The 23,198-nt window shown below is 28.9% G+C and carries 21 protein-coding genes and 1 tRNA gene; 5 read left to right on the forward strand and 17 right to left on the reverse strand.

Annotation, left to right across the window (positions count from 1 at the left end):
- Positions 1-27 precede the first annotated feature (27 nt).
- Entirely contained in the window at positions 28-1,155 is a 1,128-nt protein-coding gene (gene proB / locus OW763_RS13320; protein WP_268041633.1) for a glutamate 5-kinase, read from the forward strand.
- Between the two features lie 24 nt (positions 1,156-1,179).
- Entirely contained in the window at positions 1,180-2,436 is a 1,257-nt protein-coding gene (locus tag OW763_RS13325) for a glutamate-5-semialdehyde dehydrogenase (RefSeq protein WP_268041634.1), read from the forward strand.
- Positions 2,437-2,469: 33 nt separating this feature from the next.
- Here the strand turns inward: OW763_RS13325 and OW763_RS13330 are convergent, their stop codons facing one another.
- Positions 2,470-2,676: a DUF6465 family protein gene (locus OW763_RS13330; RefSeq protein ID WP_268041635.1), complete on the reverse strand. Its 207-nt coding sequence runs from the start codon at positions 2,674-2,676 to the stop codon at positions 2,470-2,472.
- Positions 2,677-3,003: 327 nt separating this feature from the next.
- Here OW763_RS13330 and OW763_RS13335 point away from each other — a divergent pair, with 327 nt between their 5' ends.
- Positions 3,004-4,269, forward strand: a complete 1,266-nt coding sequence (locus tag OW763_RS13335; protein WP_268041636.1) for a hypothetical protein — start codon at positions 3,004-3,006, stop codon at positions 4,267-4,269.
- Between the two features lie 125 nt (positions 4,270-4,394).
- On the opposite strand, the gene OW763_RS13340 is transcribed toward OW763_RS13335, so the two are convergent.
- The 6 genes from OW763_RS13340 to OW763_RS13365 form a co-directional block, all read right to left on the reverse strand.
- Positions 4,395-4,829, reverse strand: coding sequence for an acyl-CoA thioesterase (locus OW763_RS13340; RefSeq protein WP_268041637.1), 435 nt, complete (start codon positions 4,827-4,829; stop codon positions 4,395-4,397).
- Between the two features lie 16 nt (positions 4,830-4,845).
- Positions 4,846-5,058 (reverse strand): DUF3006 domain-containing protein, encoded by a 213-nt coding sequence (locus OW763_RS13345; protein WP_268041638.1) that lies wholly within the window; start codon positions 5,056-5,058, stop codon positions 4,846-4,848.
- Positions 5,059-5,082: 24 nt separating this feature from the next.
- The gene (locus OW763_RS13350; protein ID WP_268041639.1) at positions 5,083-5,562 is read right to left on the reverse strand and encodes a bactofilin family protein; all 480 of its coding nucleotides are present in this window, start codon (positions 5,560-5,562) and stop codon (positions 5,083-5,085) included.
- 204 nt (positions 5,563-5,766) lie between these two features.
- Positions 5,767-7,248 (reverse strand): flotillin family protein, encoded by a 1,482-nt coding sequence (locus OW763_RS13355; protein WP_268041640.1) that lies wholly within the window; start codon positions 7,246-7,248, stop codon positions 5,767-5,769.
- Complete coding sequence (locus OW763_RS13360; protein ID WP_268041641.1) at positions 7,241-7,870, reverse strand: hypothetical protein; 630 nt, start codon at positions 7,868-7,870, stop codon at positions 7,241-7,243. Before OW763_RS13360 ends, OW763_RS13355 begins: the two co-directional genes overlap by 8 nt.
- Before the next feature lie 282 nt (positions 7,871-8,152).
- Complete coding sequence (locus OW763_RS13365) at positions 8,153-9,139, reverse strand: biotin--[acetyl-CoA-carboxylase] ligase (protein ID WP_268041642.1); 987 nt, start codon at positions 9,137-9,139, stop codon at positions 8,153-8,155.
- Positions 9,140-9,300: 161 nt separating this feature from the next.
- Between OW763_RS13365 and OW763_RS13370 the strand changes: the two genes are divergently transcribed.
- Positions 9,301-9,696 (forward strand): CoA-binding protein, encoded by a 396-nt coding sequence (locus OW763_RS13370; RefSeq protein ID WP_268041643.1) that lies wholly within the window; start codon positions 9,301-9,303, stop codon positions 9,694-9,696.
- 82 nt (positions 9,697-9,778) lie between these two features.
- Here OW763_RS13370 and OW763_RS13375 read toward each other — a convergent pair whose 3' ends face one another.
- On the reverse strand, positions 9,779-11,125 hold the full coding sequence (locus tag OW763_RS13375) for a TIGR00366 family protein (protein ID WP_268041644.1): 1,347 nt from the start codon (positions 11,123-11,125) through the stop codon (positions 9,779-9,781).
- A 522-nt stretch (positions 11,126-11,647) separates the two neighbouring features.
- Here OW763_RS13375 and OW763_RS13380 point away from each other — a divergent pair.
- Positions 11,648-12,589 carry a 3-hydroxyacyl-CoA dehydrogenase family protein gene (locus tag OW763_RS13380; RefSeq protein ID WP_268041701.1) on the forward strand — a complete coding sequence of 314 codons (942 nt, stop codon included), beginning with the start codon at positions 11,648-11,650 and terminating at the stop codon, positions 12,587-12,589.
- Positions 12,590-12,661: 72 nt separating this feature from the next.
- On the opposite strand, the gene thrC is transcribed toward OW763_RS13380, so the two are convergent.
- The 9 genes from thrC to OW763_RS13425 form a co-directional block, all read right to left on the reverse strand.
- Entirely contained in the window at positions 12,662-14,161 is a 1,500-nt protein-coding gene (gene thrC, locus OW763_RS13385; RefSeq protein WP_268041645.1) for a threonine synthase, read from the reverse strand.
- 22 nt (positions 14,162-14,183) lie between these two features.
- Positions 14,184-15,479 carry a homoserine dehydrogenase gene (locus OW763_RS13390; RefSeq protein ID WP_268041646.1) on the reverse strand — a complete coding sequence of 432 codons (1,296 nt, stop codon included), beginning with the start codon at positions 15,477-15,479 and terminating at the stop codon, positions 14,184-14,186.
- 30 nt (positions 15,480-15,509) lie between these two features.
- Positions 15,510-15,644 (reverse strand): hypothetical protein, encoded by a 135-nt coding sequence (locus tag OW763_RS13395; RefSeq protein ID WP_268041647.1) that lies wholly within the window; start codon positions 15,642-15,644, stop codon positions 15,510-15,512.
- 504 nt (positions 15,645-16,148) lie between these two features.
- The gene (locus tag OW763_RS13400) at positions 16,149-17,285 is read right to left on the reverse strand and encodes a glycerate kinase family protein (RefSeq protein WP_268041648.1); all 1,137 of its coding nucleotides are present in this window, start codon (positions 17,283-17,285) and stop codon (positions 16,149-16,151) included.
- 49 nt (positions 17,286-17,334) lie between these two features.
- Entirely contained in the window at positions 17,335-18,519 is a 1,185-nt protein-coding gene (locus OW763_RS13405; protein WP_268041649.1) for a WG repeat-containing protein, read from the reverse strand.
- 268 nt (positions 18,520-18,787) lie between these two features.
- A tRNA-Thr gene (locus tag OW763_RS13410) sits at positions 18,788-18,862 on the reverse strand.
- Between the two features lie 413 nt (positions 18,863-19,275).
- Complete coding sequence (locus OW763_RS13415; RefSeq protein WP_268041650.1) at positions 19,276-20,235, reverse strand: COG2958 family protein; 960 nt, start codon at positions 20,233-20,235, stop codon at positions 19,276-19,278.
- Positions 20,236-20,498: 263 nt separating this feature from the next.
- The gene (locus OW763_RS13420) at positions 20,499-21,647 is read right to left on the reverse strand and encodes a site-specific DNA-methyltransferase (RefSeq protein ID WP_268041651.1); all 1,149 of its coding nucleotides are present in this window, start codon (positions 21,645-21,647) and stop codon (positions 20,499-20,501) included.
- The gene (locus OW763_RS13425) at positions 21,640-23,088 is read right to left on the reverse strand and encodes a DNA adenine methylase (RefSeq protein ID WP_268041652.1); all 1,449 of its coding nucleotides are present in this window, start codon (positions 23,086-23,088) and stop codon (positions 21,640-21,642) included. The genes OW763_RS13420 and OW763_RS13425 overlap by 8 nt, the downstream gene beginning before the upstream one ends.
- Between the last annotated feature and the right edge of the window lie 110 nt (positions 23,089-23,198).

The following is a 23,198-nucleotide window of genomic DNA, read 5'->3' on the forward strand; positions in this document are numbered from 1 at the left end:
TATACTATAAGAAAGGTCGTATTTGTAATGAATAGAAAAGAATACGTAAAGAATATAAAAAGAATAGTTGTAAAGGTTGGTACTTCAACATTGACTCATTCTACAGGCTTACTTAATTTAAACCGTATTGAAAGTCTTGCAAGACAACTTTCAAACATACATAATCGTGGTATAGAAGTTATTTTAGTTTCTTCTGGTGCTATTGGAGCAGGAATTGGAAAATTAGGTCTTAAACAAAAGCCCTCAACTCTTCCTGAAAAACAAGCAGCAGCTGCTGTTGGTCAAGGTGCCTTACTTCATATGTACGAAAAGTTATTCTCAGAATACGGAAAAATCGTTGGACAAATTCTTTTAACAAGAGAGGATATTTCTCATAGAGCTAGATTTTTAAACGCACGTAATACATTTTTTGCTCTATTAGAACAAGGAGTTATACCTATAGTAAATGAAAATGATGCTATATCTGTAGATGAAATAAAATTTGGTGATAACGATACACTATCAGCTATGGTAGCCAGTGTAGCTGAAGCTGATTTATTGATAATTCTTAGTGATATAGATGGTTTATATGATTCAAATCCTAAGACAAACCCAGATGCTAAACTTATTCAATATGTAGATGAAATAACACAAGAAATAGAAGACTCTGCTGGTGGCGCTGGAAGCAATCTAGGTACTGGTGGAATGATAACTAAAATTAATGCTGCTAAAATAGCTACTTATTCAGGTTCATCTATGATTATTATAAACGGCAGTACTGACAATATATTAAATCATATATTAGACGGTGAAGATGTTGGAACTTTATTTAAAGGAAAAACTCATCCACTTCAAGCTAGAAAACATTGGATGGCTTTTAGTGCAACTCCAAATGGACATATAATAATTGATGACGGTGCAGAAAAAGCTTTAATGAAAAATCATAAAAGTCTTCTACCTAAGGGAATTTTATTTGCAAATGGTAGTTTTAACAAAGGCGATGTAGTATCTATTATAAATACCAGCAATCAAATAATAGCTCACGGTATTTCAAATTATGATTCTGAAGAAATAAAATCAATAAAGGGATTAGATTCTTCTCTTATAGAAGAAAATTTAGGTTATAAAACTTATGATGTAGTCATTCATGCAAATAATATGGCATTATTTAAATAAAATTTATATAAAGGGGAAATCAAAATGAATCAAGAACAATATGTAATTGGAAAAGCTACCCTTGCAAAAGAAGCTTCTAGAAAAATGGCAATTACAGATACAGTTATTAAAAACAAAGCTTTAATTGCAATGGCAGATGCTTTAATTGAAAAAAAAGATATTATACTAGATGCTAATTCAAAAGATATGGAAAACGGTAAAAACAAAGGATTATCTAATGCTCTTCTTGATAGACTTTTATTAGATGAAAAAAGAATACACTCTATGGCAGAGGGATTAAGACAAGTTGCCGGTGCTGATGATCCTATTGGTGAAACAATTAAAATGTGGAAAAGACCTAATAACCTTCAAATAGGTCAAATTCGTGTACCTTTAGGTGTTATAGGAATTATATATGAAGCTCGTCCTAATGTTACTGTAGATGCTGCTGCATTATGTATAAAATCTGGTAATGCAGTAATTTTAAGAGGCGGATCAGAAGCTATCAATTCTAATACTACTATATCTAAAATTATATCTGCTGCTGCTGAAAACGCCGGTTTACCTCAAGGTTGTATAAATTTCATTGAAACTACAGATAGAGATGCTGTAAATATAATGATGAAATTGAATGGTTATATAGATGTACTTATTCCAAGAGGTGGTGCTGGACTTATAAATACAGTGGTAAAGAATGCTACAGTTCCTGTTATTGAAACTGGAGTAGGTAATTGCCACATATTTGTAGATACTTCTGCCGATTTTGATAATGCAGTAGATATAGTAATAAATTCTAAAACACAAAGACCTGCTGTATGTAACGCCATGGAAACTTTACTTGTACACAAAGATGTAGCTCAAGAATTTTTACCTAAACTAGCTAAAAAATTAAATTCTATAGGTGTTGAAATGCATGGATGCCATTCAACTCAAAATATAATTAAAAATGTTAAACCTGCCGTTGAAGAAGATTGGTCTACTGAATACTTAGATTTAATTCTAGCAATTAAAGTAGTAGGATCTATAGATGAAGCCTTAGAGCATATTTATAAATACGGAACTAAGCATTCTGAATGTATACTTACAAATAATTACCTTAACTCTCAAAGATTCTTAAAAGAAGTTGATGCTGCAGCTGTATACGTTAATGCTTCAACGCGTTTCACAGATGGAGGAGAATTTGGATTTGGTGCTGAAATAGGAATAAGTACTCAAAAACTTCATGCAAGAGGTCCTATGGGATTAAAAGAACTTACTACTACTAAATATATAATTTATGGCGAAGGACAAATTAGATCATAAAAGTACAATAGTACTTTTATGATCTTTTTTATTTTATATTTGAAATTCTCCTGTTTCTTCCCCTTCTACTGTGTCAGCTGTCCAATAACATTTTTCAGATGATGGCACAAAATATAAATTTACATTTTTAATATCTTTAATTCTTCTTCCTGATTCCTTCCACAGTTCTCTAAATGTACTTACCAACTGCTTATCAGTTATATCTTTACCATCATGTTGTATACAAACCGTATTTTTCAAAATATCTACTCCCCTCTTACAAATTATCATCTACCATAGAACTTTTAGCCATATTTTCATTATACAATATATTGTTTAAAAGTAAAATATATGTAAATATTCTTATATAAAATATGTTTTATTTTTATAAATTTATTTTTCTTATAAAAATTAATAAAAAAATGAACTTTTCTATCATTATCCACGTAGTATCATATGAAAAGAAATATTTACTAATTTATAAACCATAATTTGTTATAAGCGGGGATTGCATAGTAAAAAACTCTAAATACATACAATTCAGCAACTTTGGAACATGCAATTTCCTAATTAAGGAGGATATTTATAATGATAAAAAGAAAAATAGCATTTATGTTAACACTATTTACTCTAGCAATACCTGTTTCTCAAGTTTTTGGTAAACCAAAACAAATTACTCCAATATCAGTAACTACTAAGACAAAAACAAACCATATTTATTCTAAGGAATTTAAAGATATGCCTGCAATAGAAGGTTCTATTTCAGATGTAAAAAAAGTAAAAAACACTGTATCTTTTCTTGTTAACGCAAATGGAAACACTAAAGATGGTTACACTGAAATCAAACTAACAGCTACTAATAAGACAGAAATAATTAATGAAGATACTGGTAAAAAAGTCCCTTTTACACAATTAAAAGACGGTATGATTGTAAAAGCATTCTACAGTCCAGTAGTTACTAGCAGTTTACCTCCAATGAGTACTGCAACTAAAATAGTAGTAACTAGTAAAAAAGAAAATATAAATCTTCCTGTAACACAAGGTAACATAATAGAAGTACGTAAAAATAAAGATAATTACATTAATATTATCAAGACAGCTAATCCATTTGAAGGTCAAATTAACCTTATTATAGATGACAACACTGAAATTATTGACAAAACTACAGGAAATAAATTGACTATGAATGATTTAAAAGAAGGAGTAAACATAACAGCTTATTATGGTCTTCAGGCTACATTCAGTCTTCCACCAATTAGTCATGCACAAAAAATCATAGTAAGTAAAAAAGCAAATAACCCTTTATCAAATTTACACTGTTCTATTATTGATACATTTAAATTTGATAACAATATTATAGCCTATGTTAATACAGATAAAAGAAAAGTTTTAGTTTTTATATCTAAAGATACAAAAATAACTGATAACACTGGTAGAAAATTTACTATGAATGATTTAAATAAAGATGTAAAAATTACTATATATTTTAATAATAACAATATAACAATTTTAGATAATAACTCTAATATTATTGTTACACCTGAAAAAGTAGTTATAGAAAATGATGTTAAAGATACTTCACTAGGAACAAAGGGAACAATAAAAGAACTACGTGATGTCAAAAATGGTAAAATGGCAGTTATTCAAGGAAAAAAACTCTCTGAAAATGGTTATGATGATATTAACGTCATAATAACTAAAAACACTGAAATTATACGCTCCAAAGATGGTTCAAAGCTTACAGTTAATTCTCTAAAACCAGGTATACAACTTGAAGCTTATTATAGTCCTTTAGTTACAAGAAGCATTCCCCCTATAAGCTCTGCTAAAAAAATTATTGTTATAGCAAATTAAAGTTTTTATCTGTACAAAAAATTTATTTGTTATAAAATATGGCATCACTTAAATTCCACTTTTAAAGGGAGTTCTAGTTAAAACTATAACTCCCTTTCTTTTAGTTTTTATCTATTATAGTAGATTTATATACTATAATATTTATCAGTATATAATTTTTGTAATTTTTCCCACATTTCTGGTTTCTTCTTTTTTATATTTATGATTTTGAAATTTTCACCTACAAATGCGTGAGTAGTACTTCCTTTAGCTAAAAGCTTTTTGTCTTCTTTTCTAACAACATTATAATTAAAAATTATTTTAGCACCATTCATTTCTTCTATCCATGTTTCAATTATAACCTCATCTTCATATTTTGCTCCCATTATGTACTTGCAAGAACTTTCTAACACAGGAAGCATAACCCCTTTTTCTTCAATATCTCTATAAGTAATTCCTGATTCAGTTATAAACTCTCCTCTTCCTAACTCAAACCATGCATAATAGTTAGAATGGTGGACAATTCCCATTTTATCTGTCTCTACGTATCTTACTTTTATTGTTGTTTTGTTGATATGCATAAAGCTTCCCTCTTTCTTATTTCTTCCAAATGTTTTTAGTTATATTCTCTATATACCTTCTTCTTTTGTCTGTTTCTTCATAATTAATAGTTACAGTATTTGTAATACTAAGAACATATCCTTCTTTAGCTTCTTTAGGTATCATTTTCTTTTTCATGTTAAGCATTGTACCATCATGTAATTCAATTACTACAAATTCCTCTTCAAATCTATCAATTATACCTAACATGTATTATTTCTCCTTTTATTTTTCTTAAGAATTAACTTCCTCAATATTTTCTTCTATATTATCAATTTCTATTTCTTCAATTTCAGTTTGAGTTTCATCTATTTTTGTTTCATCTATTATTTCATTTTCTTCCTCTTGTTCTCTTAACATAGTGCTTTTTCCTCTAAATATAGCTCCTTCTGATATTGCTATACTATTAACTTCAATATCTCCTACAAGCTTTCCTGTAGGTAATATCTCTAACAATTCACTACATCTTATATTACCTTCTACCGTACCAGATATACTTGTATTAGAAGCTTTTATATCTCCTTTAACAAATCCTGTTTCTCCAATAATCACATCTGTTTTAGCAAGTATATTACCTGTATATCTTCCCTCAACTTTTATTATTCCATTAGAATTTATGTTACCTTCCATACTTGTTTCTACACCTATTGTTGTATCAATAGCTGTACTCTCTACTACTTTAGTTTGCTTTTCTTTTCTTGAATAAAATGCCATATAATACCCCTCCCCAATTAATAAATCCTATTTTTCATATTTTGTATAAAATAAACATGTAGGAATATAACTTATAAAATAATTAATAATTCCCACATGCTTTTATTATATAACAAAAACTAAAAATATTCTTCAAATCAAATAGATTGGATAATCAAATACTTTTATTACAAAATTGAAGTTTTATTTTAAGTGTTTTTTAATTTATCTTATTACAACTGTTTCATCATCTTCATACATATTTTTCTGAATCTCATTTTCTTTCACATCTTCCTTTTTTTGAATATCTTCTATTTCTAAATCATTGTCACTACTCTTCTGCTGCGAAGTTCCTTTTAAATAATTTGGTAATTCCATACCTGCTGCATTAAATACATCTTCAAAAGGTGGAATTGATTTTAACATTCCCGAAATAAAATTAGCTGTAGTTGATGTTCCTTGGCCCTTTCCGCCCATAGTATCCCATACAGTAATCTTATCAATTTTTATATTTTTAATTGCTTCAACTTGAAGTTTAACAATTTCAGGTAGCTTATCTGCAATCAGAAGCATAACTGCATCTTTAGAATTATTCCCTGATGCTTCCACAATTTTTTGGAAACCTTCCGCTTGTTTACTTAAAATTTCTTTAGTACCTTGTGCTTGTGCTTGCATCTTAAATAATGTAGCATCGGCTTCACCTTTTGCTTGTCTTCTTATTTTTTCTGCCTCTGCCTCTGCATCTAATTCCACTTTCTGTTTATCTATTTCGGCTTTAACTATTACATCTGCAATATTAGTTGCTCTTTCTTTATTTGCACGAGCTTTTTCTGCATCTTGTTCTGCTAAATATGCTTCCTGAAGAGCTTTTGCTGTCTGGACCTTTTCAGCTGCCGTTGCAATTTTATTAGCTTCAGCTTGTTTTTCACGTCTTTCAGCTTCTGAATTTGCAACAGTAACTCTAGCTTGGTTTTCTCCCTCTATAGCCTCTGAATCAGCCTTAGCAACTCGTATTCTTTCTTCTCTCTTAGCTTCAGCTTCACCTATAGCACCGTCCCTATTTTTCTCAGCAACACTCTTCTTAGCATCATTTATAGCTTTTGCTGCTGCTTCCTTACCTAGTGCCTGTATATATCCAGATTCATCCTTAATATCTGTTACATTTACATTTATAAGCTTAAGACCTATTTTTTTAAGCTCTGCTTCAACATTTTGAGATACATTTTCCAAAAATTTATCTCTATCTGAGTTTATTTCTTCTATATCCATTGTTGCAATTACAAGTCTTAACTGTCCAAAAATAATATCTTTTGCAAGATCCTGTACATCGTTTCTAGTAAGACCTAGAAGTCTTTCTGCAGCATTATTCATTATACCTGGATTAGTAGATATACCAACAGTAAAAGTTGATGGTACATCTACCCTAATATTCTGTTTACTTAATGCTTTTGTCAAATTAACATCTATAGATATTGGTCGTAAATCTAAAAATTCATAACTTTGAATTACAGGCCATACAAAAGCTGCTCCTCCGTGAATACACTTAGCTGAACGGTTACTTCCATCAATATCCTTTCCTGTTCTACCGTATATTACAAGGATTTTATCAGATGGACATCTTTTATATCTGGCAAACAATGCTACTACAACTACAAAAATAGCTACTACTATAATAGCTGTTAAAATTAAAGATGGTAAACTAGGCATTTTTTATATCCCCCTTCTCATTGTCATCTACTACATCTACTACTAGTAATTCTTTCTCAACACCAACAACAACTACCTTAGTTCCTGTTTTTAGCTTTTGTCCATAAGTAATTGCTGGCATTTCTCTTAATGCACTTTGAAAAATAACCTGTATCTTACCACTTCCTCCCCTATTAGCTGGTATAGTAAGGTATACTTGACCTACTGAACCTACTGCATTTTTCAAGTCCATATTTCCACTTTCAGTAAGCTTAAATATTAATTTATATACGCTACTTAATATGACTATAACCGCAATACCTAAAGCTATTGCTAAAAGAATTGTTAGTGCCTTACTATAACCATGTCTTGACCCTGTTATTCCTGCCCATGAAAAGATAGTAAAAAATATAACTAAATTTCTAAAAGAAACTAACTTTAGAGGAACATTTTCAAAATTAACATCTATGCCATCATTCATATCGGGTATATCTATGTTATCATTCATATTAGGTACATCTATGTCATTATCTATACCCATGATAATCATAACCATTTGAATTATAAACAAGGCTGTAAAAGGAATTGCAAGTGACCAAAAAAACTTTTCAAAATTAGGAATATTACTCCACCAAATTGACATAAATACACTCCCTCCATAATGGTTGGATGTTAATTAATAATTCTCCATTTATCAGTATATTCCTTTTTTTATATAATATTACTTTATATGTTTTTTATATATTTTTTATAGAATTTGTTTTATAGCTTTGAAATTTACTCAATAACTGCAAAAAAGAAATTACTTCAGAACATTTAAGGATATAGTAAAAGCAGAGAATGACAATTAATATTCCCTGCTTTTACTATATCCTTTATTTTACATCATGCTAACTAGATGATTATTTATTTAAACTTTAAATTTTTATACGTATCCATATAACCCTCTCACAGATACTTCACTTGAAATAATTTCTTGAATCTTTCCATCTTCATATTTGACAATTAATTTTCCATCTTCACTTAAATCTATTGCCTCAGCTGTTATTTCTTTTTGGCGTTCTATTATCCTAATTTCTTTCCCTATTAAAACAGACTTTTCTCTACAAATTTTTATAGATTTTTCTATGCTTTCTTCATTTATAAATTCCTCATATAATTCCTCAAAACAATTCATAATTTTTGCTGCTAACACTTTTCTCTCAATATATCTTCCAGTTTCTATTTTAAGAGAGGTTGCTTTATCTTTTACTTCATCAATGAAATCATCACTATCTATATTAACATTTATGCCCATGCCAACAATAACATGATTAACTCTAATTAATTCTCCACTCATTTCCGTTAAAATTCCACACACTTTTTTATTGTTTAGTACTATATCATTAGGCCATTTGATTTTTACTTCTATTCCAATATCCTCAGAAGCTTTCGTTACCGCGGCAGCCGCTATTTGTGTGATTTTAGGTACATTTATTGGATTTATATCCGGTCTTAATATAATAGACATCCATATTCCTTTATATTTTGGTGATACCCAATTACGTCCAAGTCTTCCTCTTCCTGTTGTTTGTTCTTCACTTATAATTATAGTTCCTTCAGGTGCCCCTTCTACCGCAAGTTCTTTAGCCTTATTGTTTGTAGAACCTACAGTATCTAAGTATATTATCTTTCTACCTATGTATTTTGTACTTAAATTATCTTTTATTTCTTCGTAAGTAAGTAAATCTGGAGTAGCGATAAGCTTATATCCCTTTCGAGATACAGATTCTATCTCATATCCATCTTCTTTTATAGCATTTATATATTTCCAAATAGCCGCACGACTGACTCCTAATTCATCACTAATTTTCTGACCAGATATAAAATTATTTTCATTCTTTTTTAATAAATCTATTATTTTTCGCTTCAATTATCCTTCCTCCTTATTTGAACTTTCATATTTCTATATATTATATCATTAATTTTTTATTAAATATTATATCTTCAATATGATAATAATATTTATAACAAAAGTATGCTACAATTTTACTATAGTTAGCAGACACTATCTAATATGAAAGGGGTGTTTTTATGAATATTAAAGAACTATTTAACTATAAAAATTGGGTAGTAGTTGGAAAAGTTTCCGATACTTCAAAATATCCATATAAAATATTAAAATCATTGGAAGCTGGAGATTTTAATACCACAGGTGTATATCCCAATGATAATACTGACGAAATATATAAATCTTTAAAAGAAGTTCCATATACAATTGACGTAATTGACTTATGCATAAATCCATCCTTAGGAATAAATATGATTAAAGAAGCAAAAGAATTAAATATTGATAAGGTATTGATTCAACCTGGTGCAGAAAGTGAAGAGATATTAGATTACTGCAAGAACAATGGTATTACTGCAATAGAGGGTTGTGCTCTTGTGCAGTTAACAGTTTTTTTTGGTGTAGATGTAAATCAGTTCTAATAATTTTTGCAAAATAAAATTAAGGATGAAACTTAGGTTTCATCCTTAATTTACTTTTATATTAAATTTTTCATTAAATTCTTTATAAGAACATTAATCCTAGTGCAATTACAACTCCTGAGCATAGTAAGTCAATTATACAGAAGCCCATGATATCTTTAGCACTAAGTCCTGCTATACCAAGTGCAGGTAATGCCCAGAATGGTTGAATCATATTTGTCCATGCATCTCCCCATGCAATAGCCATTGCTGTTTTGTGAGCTGCTACTCCTAATGTAGCACCCGCAGGCATCATTATTGGAGCTTGTACAGCCCATTGTCCACCACCTGATGGTACAAAGAAGTTAACAACACCAGCACTTAAGAATGTAAAGAATGGGAATGTAGTTTGGTTAGAAATTGCAACGAATCCATTTGACATTGCTCCAGCAAGTGAAACTCCTGTAGATCCCTGTCCAACCATCATACCCATTATTCCAGCATAGAATGGGAATTGAAGTATAATTCCAGATGTTCCTTTTGTTGCTTCTGAAATAGCATTTAAGAATCTTCTTGGTGTTCCATGAAGAATTATTGCTACAAATAAGAAAATAAAATTAACTATGTTAAGATTTAATTTAAACCCTTTAGTAGCAAAATAATAAATAATATATGCTATACCCATAGCTCCAACAAGTATAGAAACAACAGAACTATTTTCAATCTTATCAGCAGGAGTCATTTCTGCTTTAGAAACTACAACTTCATCTTCTTCAACTAACAGTTTAGGATCAATACATATAGTTTCTTCTTTACTAGGATGCATTGCTTTATTTACAATAGGAAGAAGAATTAATAAAACTAATAAAATTATTAAGTTATATGTTGAAAATATAGTTTGGCTTGTTGGTACTGGACTAGTAACAGCACCTGCAGTTGCAGTAGCTAAGTCTTTTCCACCAGTAGCAAGTTTTAATGGAACTGAAGCTGAAAGACCAGCATGCCATACTAAGAATCCAGAATATGCTGAAGCGATTAACAATCTGTAATCAACACCTTTAACTTCTTTTGCAAGTTCTTTTGCAAAGATAGCACCAATTACAAGACCAAATCCCCAGTTTAACCAGCACGCAATTGTAGAAATAAAAGTAACAAACATAATTGCTTGAGTAGGACCTTTAGGTATTTTTGCTAATTTTTTAAGACCTCTTTTAAAAGATGGTGCGCTAGCAAGAGTATGACCAGTAACAAGTACTAATGCCATCTGCATTGAGAAAGCAAGTAACTTCCAAAATCCATCACTCCAATGAACTATCATAGCCATTGGGCCTTGATGAGTAATAGGCATTCCTATAAGAAATACTACAAATGTCAAAATAACTGCAAAAATAAATGGATCTGGTAAGTATTTTTGTACAAGACTTACAAAAAACTTAGACATTTTTTTCATATGAATTCACTCCTTTATATTAATTTTTAATTACTACCCTTTAGGATTAATTATTGTTGGTTATTTTTTTAACAAGTTTAGACAAAATTTTACTATTTTATTGTTTATCAATTATTATTTTGATGCTTTTGACTTTTACACAATAAAATATTAACAATCTGTTACATTATAAATTATTACTTTTTTAACTTATTAATATGTAAGATTGTCTGTCCACCATAGATTATATAACACATCTTTCCTAAAATCTAGTTCTTTTATATAATTTTATTACAAAATTAAATTTATATCAAATATATATTGTAGGTATACATATATTTCTTTTAAATATGAACAAAAAATTCACAAATATTGTTTACTAAAATTATCATTTATACTATAATTAGCATGGAAGTAGTCATATGTTTAACAATTCATTTGGTTATATATTTAACGATATTTTTTTTAAGGAGGTGTAATCTGGTTTGGAAGTTTATGGTGTGTAAAATTTTAATATCATACTTTCTAAAAACCAGAGAAAATATGGATATAAAAAAAGTCATGGTTTTAGGTGCTGGTACAATGGGACATGGAATTGCTCAGCTTTGTGCAGAAGCAGGGTTAGAAGTAAATATGTTCGATGTATCTAGTGAAAACTTAAATAAAGGATATGAAAGCATCGAAAAGAGTCTTTCTTTACTTATGAGCAACAATAAAATAACTCAACAAGAAAAAGATACTGTATTATCAAAAATCAATTTATCTAAATCATTAGAAGAAGCAGTGGATGATATTCAACTAGTAATAGAATGTATTGTAGAAAACTTAGCTGTAAAACAAAAAGTATATGCTGAACTTGAGTCATTATGCGATCCAAGTGTTATACTTGCTACAAATACATCTGGATTAAGTCCAACTGCTATATCTCAAAATTTAAAACACCCTGAAAGAGTAGTTGTAGCTCACTTCTGGTGCCCACCTGAATTAATTCCATTAGTTGAAGTAGTTCCTGGTGAAAAAACATCTTCAGAAGTAGTTGAAAAAACTATGGGATGGGTTGAAGCTATTGGAAAGAAAGCAGTAAGAATGAATAAAGAATGTCTTGGATTTATCGGAAATCGTCTTCAACTTGCTCTTTTAAGAGAAGCTATATATATAGTTGAACAAGGATGGGCAGATCCTGAAGAAGTTGATAAAGCTGTAGAATATGGACTTGGACGTCGTCTTCCAGTTACAGGACCTTTAAGAAGTGCAGACCTTGGTGGTCTTGATATATTCTATAATATATCTTCATACCTTTTCAAAGACCTTTGTAACTCAACTGAAGCTTCTCAATATTTAAAAGAAAAAGTAGAAGCAGGAAAACTAGGTACTAAAACTGGTGCAGGAAACTACGATTGGGCTCCTGAATCAATTGATGACATAACTAAGAAAAGAACAGAACTTTTATTACATTTTCTTGAAAAAGATAAAGAAAATAAATAATAAAAATAAGAGCATACTGTGTAAGTATATATATACTTACACAATATGCTCTTTTACTTAAAATTTTCAGCTTTAACTTTTCAAATTTATAAGAATCTTCTTAACTTGTTTTTTTATTTCACCCTTATCACAAATGGTTTTATGCAATACATCTCTATTTTCTATATCCTTTATAGCTGTTGGTTCATTTTCACTTAAAATTTTACTCATTTCCATACAAAGACGAAAATCGCTATAATTAGAATATTTGTCATCTAAAGAATTCATTACAGAATATGCAAATTTATATGGGCTTGCTGTAGATGCAATAACTGTTTTAGTTAAATCTTCACTTTTTTGCTTATACCTATCATAAACACTATATGCTACTGCTGTATGAGTATCCATCAAATAACTGTAATCATCATAGACTTTTTTTATAGCCTCTTTAGTTTGCTGTTGATCAGCAAAATTTCCATAAAAGTTCTTAGCAGCTTCTTTCATATCTTTATCTACTTCATATCTACCTTCAGTATTTAATTTGTTCATTAATTCTTTTACTTTATTTGAATCTTGACCACTTAACAAATATAATAAACGTTCTAAGTTACTTGAAATCAAAATATCCATTGATGGAGAAATTGTTGTAACAAACTCTCTTTGTTTATCATAAATTCCTGTATTAAAAAAGTCATATAACACTTTATTATCATTAGACGCACATATCAATTTATTTATAGGAAGCCCCATCTCTTTTGCATAATATGCCGCTAAAATATTTCCAAAGTTACCTGTAGGAACTGTAATATTTATCTTTTCGCCTTTTTTTATTTCTCCATCTTTATAAAGTTTTAGGTATGCATAAAAATAATATACTATTTGTGGTACAAGCCTACCTATATTGATGGAGTTAGCAGATGAAAACATATAATTATTCTGATCTAAAAACTTTACAAATGCCTTATCCCCAAAAATTTCTTTAACACCACTTTGAGCATCATCAAAATTTCCTTTAATACCAACTACATACGTATTATTTCCCTTATGGGTAACCATCTGCATCTTTTGTACCGCACTTACACCTTCTTGTGGAAAAAACACTATGATTTTAATCCCTTCTATATCAGTAAATCCTTCTAAAGCAGCTTTCCCAGTATCTCCTGATGTAGCAGTAAGTATAACAATGTCTTTACTAATATTTTGCTTTTTAGCAGCAGTTACTAATAAATGTGGAAGTATAGACAGCGCCATATCTTTAAAAGCTAGAGTAGGTCCGTGATACAGTTCCAAAACAAATGCATCTCCTACTTTTTTAATTGCTGCTATTCCTTCTGTATCGAACTTATCATTATAAGCCTTATCTATACAATTTTTAAGCTCACTCTCAGTAAAATCTGTAAAATATTTACTCATAACAAAATACGCAAGTTCTTTGTAATCCATATTTAATAATTCTTCTAGATTCAAATTAATTTTAGGTATACAATTTGGAACAAAAAGCCCTCCATCCTCTGCTATTCCTGTTAAAATAGCCTTTGAAGCCTTTACATTTTGTACTCCGCCTCGCGTACTTCTATAAAAAACACTTTTCATTCCACTCACTTCCTATTTCATATTATTGGTTTTTTATTTTTTCAACTCTTATAATATTATCTATTTCTTCAACAGTAGGTGATTTTTTCATTTCTTCAATAGCTCTGTTAATATTTCCTTCTAATGTTTCATGTGTTATAAATACTAATCCAACATTTTCTTTACCTTTTCCTTTTTGAATAACAGATAAAACACTTATGTCATTTTTTCCTAATATAGATGCCATTTCTGCTAAAACACCTGGAACATCTTTAACAGTAGCTCTTATATAATATCTTGACTTAGTATTTTCCATATCATTAATGTCTCTAACAATAACATTTTCATCTCTGTTTTCTTGTGGATTTACTGATAATCCATTTCTTAAAATCGCTATAATATCTCCAACAACAGCACTTCCTGTTGGTAGATCTCCAGCTCCTCTACCATACATCATCAAATCACCAACTGCATTTCCTCTAACTAATATAGCATTAAATGAATCATTTACATTAGCAAGAGGATGTCTTTCTGGTATCATTGTTGGATGTACTCTAAGCTCTAAATTTCCATCTATATCTTTAACAAATGCTAATAACTTAATCACATATCCAAGTTCCTTAGCATATTTTATATCCATTGAAGTTATATTTCTAATTCCTTCTCTATATATCTGATTTACATCTATTTTAGTTTCAAAAGCTAAGGAAGTAAGTATTGCTAATTTATATGCAACATCATATCCTTCTACATCTGAAGTAGGATCAGCTTCCGCATATCCTTTTTCTTGTGCTTCCTTTAATGCATCATCAAAACTCGTACCCTCTAAATGCATTTTTGTTAAAATATAATTTGTTGTTCCATTTATTATTCCTATCATTTCTTTAATCTTATTTGCAGTTAAGCTATCATTTATTTGATTTATTATTGGTATTCCGCCTGCAACACTTGCTTCATATTTAAACATTACCCCTTCTTTTTTTACAACACTAAACAATTCTTCTGCACAAGTTGCAATAGCAAATTTATTTGCAGTAACTACATGTTTCTTCTTTTCCATTGCCTTTATCATATAGTCTTTTGCAGGTTCAATTCCTCCCATTATTTCCACAACAATTTGAATACTGTCATCTTCAAAAATATCATCTGGATTTGTAGTTAAAATTCCTTTTGGAACATTTATACCCCTGTCTTTGTTTACATCTCTTACTAATATTTTTGAAACCTCAATATCATAACCAGCTCTCTGTCTTATTTCCTCTTTGTTAGTATTCAGTATTTTCCAAACCCCTCTGCCTACATTTCCAAGCCCCAGTAAAGCAATTTTTACATTTTTCATATTAAGCCCCCCTTAAATTATTTTTTATATTTATATCTTAGCTTCTTCTATAACTTTTCTTTTATATGTCTTGCTATCATATTTTTCAAGCATATCCATACAAGCGAAAGCTATAGTTGCTATGATTCCTAATATAATACACCGATTTTCATCACTTATATACATTAATGTTTTTTCCTTAATTATAATTTCTAAAGTGTATATAAATACTGAAATAAAAAAGCCCCGGCAAAGCAAATTGCCTGAGCTATTGAATATATAAGCATTAACTAAATTTTATCTTGTTAAACAAATTTTCAAAAAACAAAATCCGTTTAAGCAAGCACCTAAACGGATATTTTTCACCTATATATTTAAAAGATGGATTCACTTACTTTTATTGATGTTATATTTAATTTTAGATACACTTTTCCCTAGGACTTGCATTGAACCTGTGGTCCCTGCAATAATGGTATAGGTTTGTGTTAATATAACATCAGATAAAAACATTGTAATCACTTTTTCTCACCTCTAAAATTTATTAGACCTAGTATATCATAAGTTCACAATAATGTAAATATTCTAATTTTCCATATTATCTATATATTATCTTAATAAAAATAGTTATCTTTAATTCCTTTTGAAAACAAACATTTGTATAATCTCTATCTAAATAATTAACTATAGCATTTATTTATGAATTCCTTTTATCAACCGCATTACTGATTCAGTTGTTTTTAAAAGATTTTCTTTGCAGTATATCTTTGCTTCCTCAAAAGGTATAGGTTGAAGATTTGTTGTGAATATTGAAGTAATACCTCTTTCATATACTTTTTGAGCCTCATCACCAACTGCTCCAACTATAGCTATTACTGGAATATCATATTTTGATGCTTTTTCTGCAATTCCAACTGGCACTTTTCCTCTCAAACTTTGACCATCTATTTTACCTTCACCTGTTATAATTAAATCTGCATTAGAAATTATTTCATCATATTTTACAATATCTAATACAATTTTTATTCCTGGTTGAATCTTTGCTCCTGTGAAAGCCACAAGACCTGCTCCAAGACCTCCTGCTGCACCAGCTCCAGGTATATTTTGAACATCTACACCTAAATCTCTTCCTACTATTCCAGCAAAATTCTTTAGATTTTCGTCTAATATTTTTACCATTCTTTCATCAGCACCTTTTTGTGGTGCAAAAATATATGCTGCTCCAGATGTACCAAATAATGAGTTATCTACATCACATGCAGCAACTATTGTACAATTCTTAATTCTCTTATCAATACCTGATATATCAATACGTTCTAGCTTTTCCAGACCTCCACCATTTAAATAAATCTCTTTATTTCCCTCATCTAAAAACTTCGCCCCTAACGCCGCTGCCATACCAACGCCGCCATCATTAGTAGCACTACCACCTAATCCTACAATAATATTTGTACAACCTTTGTCTAATGCATCTAAAATCAGCTGTCCTGTTCCATAGGTAGTAGTAAGTAATGGGTTCTTTTTATCTTCTACAAGAGTAAGCCCTGAAGCTGCGGCCCTCTCTATAACAACTGTTTGCTTGTCTGGTAAAATTCCATAAAAAGCTTCTATTTCTTGAAATAAAGGCCCTTTTACTTTAACTCTTATTTTTTCTCCTCCAATAGCTGTTAGAAATGCATCCACAGTTCCTTCTCCGCCGTCTGCTATAGGAATTTTTATTACTTGTATCTCTGGAAAAATATTTTTAATACCTTGCTCAATAATACCGCTTACTTCAATTGAACTCATTGTTCCTTTAAAAGAATCCGGTGAAATAATAATCTTTTTCAAAGTTATTCCCCCTTATTATTTAATCAAAAACTCAATTTTATCTTAGTATTTATCTTTCGTTTTTAATCCTAATTTCCTTCTTACCACTGAAAATAATTTTTCCTTCTTTATTTACATATCCTATTTCATCATTTAATTCAAATTTACATAATCCGTAGGAAAACTTATATACATAATCAAACTGCGGTTTTATTATTATATTACCATCTTTATCAATAAAACCCCATTTACTATTTATTTCAATTGCAACTAATCCTTCTGAAAAACTTTTAACACTATAAAATTTAGGTTTTATTACTATATTTCCACTTTTATCAGTAAAACCCCATTTATTATTTATTTTAACTGCTGCTAAATCTTCTGAAAAACCTCTCATACCATCAAATTTAGGTTCTATAATGATTTTTCCATTACTATCTATCAAACCCCATTTGTGATCTATCTTAAATTCTTCTATCCCTTGCGAAAAGTCACACATACGAACACAATCAAATTCAGGTGCTATTGCAAAATTTCCCTTTTTATCAATATATCCACCCTTTTTATTTCTTTTAATAAATGCTAACCCCTTTGAAAAATCACCCATAATAATCGAATCAAATTGGGGGGAGATTACCATATCTCCTTTAGTATCAATATACCCACCCTTACCATTTACGATAACCGAAGCTAATCCTTCTGAAAAAGCACCAACGCTTTCAAATTTCGGTTTTATTATTATTTCACCAGTTTTATCAATAAATCCCCATTTATTATCTATTTTAACTGAAGCTAATCCCTCTGAAAAGTATCCAATATTATTAAATTGAGGCTTAATAACAACTCGCCCCTTATTATTCATAAATCCCCAATGATTATCCTGCAATATTGCAATTAGTCCTTCTTCAAAGCCGCCATAAAATTGTTCATACTGAGGTTTTACTATATACTTTCCTTTATTATCAATCATACCCCACTTTTTATTCAAAATAACTAAAGCAACTCCTTCTGAAAAATCCCATGCTATATCAAATTGCGGCTCCACTATAATCTTTCCTTCTTTATTAATGTATCCATCCTTAACCTTACCATCTGCTTCTACTCTAGAAATAGGATATAAAACATATTCTTCTTTCAGTTCATTGCTTGCTTCTAATTTCTTTTCTACTTTCACTAAACGACCTTTTTTTGATTGATTACATCCAACAAGCATAAAGCTTAATATAATTACTAATAATAAATTTATTTTTCTCATTTTTCTTCTCCCTAGTCAATCATTAATTATCTTTTAGTACCTTCTTTTCTTTCCTATTATATACTTCTTATTTTAATATTTTTCTAACTTCAACCATTCTCAACAATAGTATATATTTTAGATAATCCTAAAATAAAATATGTTTAAAAAAATGATGATATTAATAAAATATCATCATTTTAAAACATAGCTAAAAATTAAAATATAGCTTTACACAACAAATCAGCTAAAACTTTCAATTCTCAACTTTCAATTTTTAATTAATTTTTGGTGCTCCTGAGGTGACTCGAACACCCGACCTACTGATTACGAATCAGTTCTATGACTTAATTTCTATTAATCTTTGTTAACTCCTATTTATATAAAAGCTAGTATTTACAACAGTTAAGAGGATATCAATTTAATTTCTATTAACATATATTCATATTGATTTTGGATTGTTATGTTAGCAAAATGTTAGCATGAATAATATATTGTACTGACAATACTTTACCATATAAATTATTTATTAGCTATTTAAATATAACTAACTCCTACTTCATTATTACAATTGCTATTAATATATCTATTTCTATAAATATTTTGTATATTATAACCCCAATACACATTATAATGATCTTATTAATGAATCTATAAGAACATTTTATTTTAAATATAAAAAAAGTAAGAAGATGTAATAACTCTCACTTTTTTATAGTATAAGATTTTCTATTTATTATACAGCTCATCTTATTAAAATACGGTTTTCAAAATAAACTATATCTCTATTCCTTTTTCTTGTATATATCCTATCATTTTGTCATCTTTCTTAACTTCATCATATTTACTTTTTACTTTTCCTATTTTAAAGTCTTCCGTTATATCTTTAAAAAACCTTTCAAAATCATGATTTTCTTCTATTAATCTATCAATTGTTGTCCAATCCAATTCATTCTTTTCTTTCGCAGGTAAGACTATTTCACTTTGGGAAATATCTTCATGATTTAGTCTTATTAAACCTATTCCAAATGCATTATTTAATCTTTGTAATTCATTCGCAAAATCTGAATCATCTTCCAAATCTAAACATACCAAATATCCTTCATTAGCCCAACTTGAATTTGAAACTGCTTGAAAATAATATTGTCTAAGGTTTGAAAAGCCTATTTTTATTTTCATTTCAAACGAATAAATCTTTATTGAGTTAACAGATAAAGCTCTTTGAACTTCTGTTGTTAGGTTATCAAAATCTTGAAATGGAAAATACACACTAACTATATCAGGATGTAACCACTCATTTTTACCTTTCTTTCCTTTACTAGAAATTTCATGATATATAGTTCTTGAATAAGCTTTAAAGTGCAAATCTTCATTTACAAATTTAACTAGTAAGGGATGTAAATCTCTTTCTTTAAATCTACCTCTTATATTTTCTGATTCTTTTTCAACTTTTTCCAGCTTTTGTTCTAATATTTGTCTATTTTCTTTATTAAAATATTTTTTTAAGTAAAATCTAGTAGGTCTTTTACCTACTTTTACATATTGAGAATTACTATTATCTCTTATATCTACATAAATTCTTGCTGCTATAGTCTTCCAAGGAGTTTTGCCTTTACTATTAACTTTTTTGTCTAACCTTTGTTTAACTGCATACTCCCAAATTTCCTTTTCAGACAATGGTTTTTTTACTTCTTCAAATATATCATTTATTAAATCAAAAAATGTATATCCAATCATATGTTCCACCTACATAAATTCATATTTATTCTAATTTAGTTTTTTCTGGTCTATATATTGTTCAGTTAACTTTAAAACTTATTATATAACTTATATAAAATATGTTTTAAAGTTGTCTTATTACAAATAAAAAACCCTTTAAATCTATATACTTATACAGTTAAGGGTATTTTTACTCTTTTTCAAGTATTATTCATTATTTTGTGAATTACTTACAATATGCACTAATTCTTATGTTACATTATTATTTGAATTTTTATACATTAATCTATTTTTATAGTTTCAAAATATTTATAGCCATTGCCACCTTGCCAATTTACTAATACTGATATACCTTTTTGCTCACCATTAATAACTTGTTTTAATCTAGGTACTACTAAATCAAATACTTGATTTCCTCTTTCAATTCCAATATAACTTCTTTTCATCTTATGTGCTACTGCAGCAGTTGTCCCTGAACCTAAAAAACTGTCTAATATCAAATCACCTTCATTTGATGCAATTTCTAGGATTCTTTTTATTAATTCCTCAGGCTTTGGTGTATCAAATACTTTTTCTTTTGGGAATAAACTTAATATATGTTTTTTTGCACATTTAGTTGTTCCAACTTCATTTCCAAACCAAAGAGTTTCTGGAGTAATTCCATCTTTTCTATCACTTAAAAACTTTTTAATTCTAGGAACACCATTTCCATTTTTTCCAAACCATATATTATTATTATTAATTTCCTTCTCCATTTTTTCTTTATTATAAGCCCAACATCTTCCTTTGGGTAACTTATGTACTTTTCCATTAGGAGCAGTCACTTCATAAAATTGACTTGCAACAGCGTGTCCTGATTGTACATGTGCTGATACTGATTGCCATGGACCTCGAACATCATTATCTGGATTTTTGTATCTTTTTAATACTTCTTCAGTAATCGGTAATAGATTACGTGTATTCTTAAATTCTTGAGGATTTTTTGCATATACAAGTATATACTCATGATTATTTGAAAATGTGTTTCTATTTTCGCGTGTTGTTCTATGTTGCCATATTATTGTAGTAATGAAATTTTTTCTTCCAAATACTTTATCTGCTATAACCTTTAGATAATGTACTTCTTTATCATCTATGGAAATCCATATACTCCCATCATTACTCAATAATTTTTCTAGTTTTATTAGAACGCTAACTATGTCATTAATCCACTTCTCATGTTCCTGGTCATCATCATAATGATTATATGTTTCTCCATTATTATATGGAGGATCTATATATATACATTTAATCTTATTTTCATAATTATCTTCTAATAATTCTAATGCTATCCTATTATCGCCATGGATTATTATATTTTCAGTATTTTCTTCTCCATAAGAATTTTCTTTACAGTATTTAAATTTATACATTTCTTTTGTACTAGTCATTTTTTACTCCTTTATTAATAGAATCTTTGCATACTATTAACAGTTCTGCATTATAGTTAATTTCAAAATTTTTATCATTCTTATTTAATTTACTATGCGAAAACTCTCCAACCGAAACTATTTCTATACTGCTAAAGTATTGCTTCGCTATTTGCTCAATTTGATTTATAGACAATACTCTAGGCGTGCTTTTTTTTGACTCATCAAATGGTGAATAAGATAATATTAGTGTTGCATTTATCTTACTTACTTTTTGAAACATACTATTAAAAGCATCATATGATTTGCTTTTAATTGAAAATGGAGACTGATGTCTATCTTCCCTATACATTCCTCTACTTATTTTTTTGTGTCCTTTTACTACATTCATTGATAACTTTGGATTATCTCTTAAACATATAGTTTCAAGAACATGATAATATCGACTATAATGATATCTTGTATATGGAGGATCTGCGTATACTACTTTTACATTATCATCTAACTTCTCTAAAATATCAGCGTAATCCCCTTTAAATACTTTATGATTTTTAAACATTTTTTCTTGACTTAAATATATGTTTAACCATTTTTCATAACATTGAAAAACCTCGATTGTTCTATCTTTTTTTACTCTTTTTAATATATTTTTTTTGGGTGTTCCATCTGCATTTCTAGCCTTTATTGGTTGAGCAAATTGTTTACCCACAGTATTTACCACATCACTTACAGTGCTTAATAAAGCTGCTAAATACGTATCAATATATATATCTTCTAAATTGAAAATTTGCTCTAAAATACAGTCGATTTCAACGGCTTGCTTATATGAAAAGTATAGTCCTCCAAAATATCTTACAACTAAAGCTTGTGAACCTTTATTAAAATTTAGTTCTTTCATCTTATTTATACATTTATCCATTATACTACTTAATTTCATAGATATATTATCTTTATATCCATACTCATATGAAATTATTGAACCATTATCTAACAAATCACAGATTGGTTCTAAATCTCCTAATTCTCCTCTTTTTATACAACTTTTTTCATATTGTTCTAAGTCATCAAAACACTTTTTTAATCTAATACTATGATTTGAACTTTTACACATTTCCATAAACTCAGAAACTGAATACTTACTTTGATTAGGATTTAATAGTGCTGAACATAATACTCTTGAATATTCCTGTATATCAACTGATATCACTGGTCTATAAAATGATAAATACTTTGAAACTGTACCTGATCCTGCAAACAAATCACATACCGTTCCTTTTGTATCATCAACTTCATCTATAACATCATTTATTATTTCAAGTAACCTTAATTTACTTCCAAGATAATGAATAGGTCTTATTGGTGTATTCTTATCACTATCTTCAAACAAATTTAGCTGCAGATTATTACTATTTTTATTTAGTTCTTTACCTAAATAAGTTTCTTTATTCAACGTTTCTTTCATATAAAACTCCTAACTTATTTTGTCAATCTGTTAAGTTATATGAACATTTCTCTTCTCACTCCTAGGAAATATACTAAGTTTGATAACACACAAATATTCACAATAAAAAA

It is taken from the genome of Clostridium aestuarii, from assembly GCF_026735135.1.
Classification (GTDB): Bacteria; Bacillota; Clostridia; order Clostridiales; family Clostridiaceae; genus Clostridium_H; species Clostridium_H aestuarii.

Coding starts and splice junctions, on each gene's coding strand:
- proB (WP_268041633.1), top strand. CDS start 28: ATGAATAGAAAAGAATACGTAAAGAATATAAAAAGAATAGTTGTAAAG.
- OW763_RS13325 (WP_268041634.1), top strand. CDS start 1,180: ATGAATCAAGAACAATATGTAATTGGAAAAGCTACCCTTGCAAAAGAA.
- OW763_RS13335 (WP_268041636.1), top strand. CDS start 3,004: ATGATAAAAAGAAAAATAGCATTTATGTTAACACTATTTACTCTAGCA.
- OW763_RS13340 (WP_268041637.1), bottom strand. CDS start 4,829: ATGCATATCAACAAAACAACAATAAAAGTAAGATACGTAGAGACAGAT.
- OW763_RS13345 (WP_268041638.1), bottom strand. CDS start 5,058: ATGTTAGGTATAATTGATAGATTTGAAGAGGAATTTGTAGTAATTGAA.
- OW763_RS13350 (WP_268041639.1), bottom strand. CDS start 5,562: ATGGCATTTTATTCAAGAAAAGAAAAGCAAACTAAAGTAGTAGAGAGT.
- OW763_RS13355 (WP_268041640.1), bottom strand. CDS start 7,248: ATGCCTAGTTTACCATCTTTAATTTTAACAGCTATTATAGTAGTAGCT.
- OW763_RS13360 (WP_268041641.1), bottom strand. CDS start 7,870: ATGTCAATTTGGTGGAGTAATATTCCTAATTTTGAAAAGTTTTTTTGG.
- OW763_RS13370 (WP_268041643.1), top strand. CDS start 9,301: ATGAATATTAAAGAACTATTTAACTATAAAAATTGGGTAGTAGTTGGA.
- OW763_RS13375 (WP_268041644.1), bottom strand. CDS start 11,125: ATGAAAAAAATGTCTAAGTTTTTTGTAAGTCTTGTACAAAAATACTTA.
- OW763_RS13380 (WP_268041701.1), top strand. CDS start 11,648: ATGGATATAAAAAAAGTCATGGTTTTAGGTGCTGGTACAATGGGACAT.
- thrC (WP_268041645.1), bottom strand. CDS start 14,161: ATGAAAAGTGTTTTTTATAGAAGTACGCGAGGCGGAGTACAAAATGTA.
- OW763_RS13390 (WP_268041646.1), bottom strand. CDS start 15,479: ATGAAAAATGTAAAAATTGCTTTACTGGGGCTTGGAAATGTAGGCAGA.
- OW763_RS13395 (WP_268041647.1), bottom strand. CDS start 15,644: ATGTATATAAGTGATGAAAATCGGTGTATTATATTAGGAATCATAGCA.
- OW763_RS13405 (WP_268041649.1), bottom strand. CDS start 18,519: ATGAGAAAAATAAATTTATTATTAGTAATTATATTAAGCTTTATGCTT.
- OW763_RS13415 (WP_268041650.1), bottom strand. CDS start 20,235: ATGATTGGATATACATTTTTTGATTTAATAAATGATATATTTGAAGAA.
- OW763_RS13420 (WP_268041651.1), bottom strand. CDS start 21,647: ATGACTAGTACAAAAGAAATGTATAAATTTAAATACTGTAAAGAAAAT.
- OW763_RS13425 (WP_268041652.1), bottom strand. CDS start 23,088: ATGAAAGAAACGTTGAATAAAGAAACTTATTTAGGTAAAGAACTAAAT.